The sequence below is a fragment of the Hydrogenophaga sp. genome (assembly GCF_041633695.1).
In the GTDB taxonomy this organism is placed as follows: domain Bacteria; phylum Pseudomonadota; class Gammaproteobacteria; order Burkholderiales; family Burkholderiaceae_C; genus Hydrogenophaga.
Genome location: NZ_JBFJMY010000553.1, coordinates 1 through 2,472, shown reverse-complemented (window position 1 = coordinate 2,472; position 2,472 = coordinate 1). Strand labels below are relative to the sequence as shown.

Genomic DNA, 2,472 nt, shown 5'->3' with positions numbered 1-2,472 from the left:
GCACGCTGACCGCGGTTGTCCAGCCGCCACCCAGTTCTGCGCGGCCGTTGGCTTCTCGCAGTTCGGCATAAACCGCCTCCAGCGCCAGGTCCAGGTCGTCCAACCGAGACGGCCACGCCGACACGGGATGGCGCGAAGGGTTGCGCAGAATCATCTGCGTTGCGACCCGCACATATTCGTGTGCGGGTGGGACGCCAGTCTGTCGCCCATCGAGCAGCGTATCGACCCGTTTGAGTGCCGACGAGCCGTCGAGACGGGCAATGGCGAACCGGTTCTGCAATGCGTGTACCCGCTGCAAATCCTCGGGCTCGTGTTCCACCAGGATGCGCCCAATGATCCACACGTCCGCGCCTGGTGCGCTCACGATGTGCATGCCCTTGGGCGGCACACCTTGCCAGTCGGGACCATGCACCAGGATTTTCTGCTGGGCACCGCCCGTGGTGCGCCGCCCAGCGTATGCCCACGGATTCGTCCAAGCGTCCAGGAACCCCAGTGTCCAGTAGCGGTCTCCCATTTCGGGCACATCGATCACCAGCGGACCATCCGAAAGATCGAGCCAGGCATTGGTGAACAGCGTGTCGTTGTTCGGCGTGACCACCTCCCGATCATCAGGGCCCAGCAGATTGCGCGTATGGGTGAACTGGTTCACCCAGCGCATGGCGGACGCCGCCCCTTGCCCCGCAAAGCCTTCGACGGCGTGTTTCCTCGCGGTATTGGCCGAACGCATGCGCGTCATTTCAAACAGCGGGAGTGTCTGGAGCACCAGTTGCTGCAGGTTGGCGGACGATTCCGTTTCCCGCCCAAGGATGACGGCGTCCAGCGCAGCAACGCCCTGGCCTTCCGGCAAGACGCAAAAGGGGTTCAGGTCGATCGCCTCCAGCGAGTTTCCGGCCGCCATGGCAAATTCCGAAATCCGGACGATGGCGTCTGCCAGCGCTTCGACGTCGGCTGGTGGTGCGCCCCGATAGCCCTTCAGCAAGGGCACGGATTTGAGTTCGTCGATCATGGCGCGTGCTTGCCGGATGTCCACCGGCGCGACACGGAAGCTCACGTCCTTCAACAGCTCCACATGCACCCCACCTGCACCGAGCATCACCAGCGGACCCACCACCGGATCGAGATGCACCCCGAGGATGCACTCCACCCCAGCCCGGACCATCGGTGCCACCAAAACACCCTCGATCACCGCACCGGGGGCTTTCAAACCAACGCTGGAAACGATGCTTTCGTAGGCGCGGCTGGCCTGATGGGCATCTTGGATGTTCAGCACGACGCCACCCATGTCGCTCTTGTGGGTGATCTGAGACGACAACACCTTCATGACCACGGGAAAACCCAGCGCGCTGGCCTCACGGATCGCGTCGTCGCGCGTGCGGGCACGCCGCACTTCGGGTGTCGCAATGCCATGCTCACGCAGCAGGGCCAGCGCATCGGCCTCGTTGTAGGCACCGGGCCGAAGCACCACCTTGGTTGGAGCGTGCGCAGGGGCAGGCTGTGAACAGGATTCCTCGGACTGGTTCGCCAGAAAGCCCAGCGCCGCCAGCACCCGGATGGCCCGCCCGGGGTCCGCGAACGTGAGGCAACCCAGTTGTTCCAGGGCCCGCTGCTGGGCTGGGGTCGACAGCGCGCTGAAAATGACAAGGCACTGCGGAAACGCTTCTCGCAGGTCGCGGGCCAGGGATTTCTGAACCTCTTGCATGGACGGCGTCAGTCCTGCGGCAGCGAGAAAGACCACCAGGCTGCCGTAATCGCCCTCGCGCAGCATCGTTTCGGCCGCGAGCTTCAACAGATCGCCTTCGACGGTCACCTGGCCTGTCACGTCCACTGGATTGCGCGTGGCGGCGAACGGCACACGCGCCAGGATGAGTGCCCGGGCGGATTCGGGCATGGGCGCAACGTCCAGGCCTGCTTCAGCCGCATCGTCCGCCATGAGGGCGCCCACGCCGCCCGACACCGTCAGCAGACCCACCTTGTTGTTGCAGGGCAATCCCGAGACCGTGAAGCAATGGGCGATGTCGAAGAACTCATCGATCGTTCGCGCCCGCCAGACCCCATATTGGCGCAATAGCGTGTCAAACGCAGCATCGTTGCCGGCCAGCGCGGCGGTGTGGGAGGCTGCGGCCTGTGCTCCAAGTTCGGTACGCCCCACCTTGACCATCACCACCGGCTTGCCTGCCGCACGCGCCGACGCTAGCGCCTGCTTGAGCTTGGCGCCATCCTGACAGCCTTCCATGTAGGCAAGGATGATCCGTGTGCCCGGGTCGCGGGCCATCCAGGCAATGCAGTCGGCCACTTCGATGTCGACCTCATTCCCAGTCGCCACCCATGAAGACAGTCCGACATTGCGCTCTCGCGCCATACCGTAGGCGTATGCCGCAAAGGCGCCGCTCTGGCTGACGATGCCCACCGCGCCGGACTTGGTCAGTCCGGAGGAAACCACCGGCGAAAACGTGGCGTAGACGGCTGCGCTGG

At 64.5% G+C, this 2,472-nt stretch carries 1 protein-coding gene; it reads right to left on the bottom strand.

Annotated elements, in window-relative coordinates; all coding sequences use genetic code 11:
• A partial coding sequence (locus tag ABYB95_RS21565) for an acetate--CoA ligase family protein (protein ID WP_372661774.1) occupies positions 1 to 2,472 on the bottom strand: 2,472 nt, incomplete at both ends.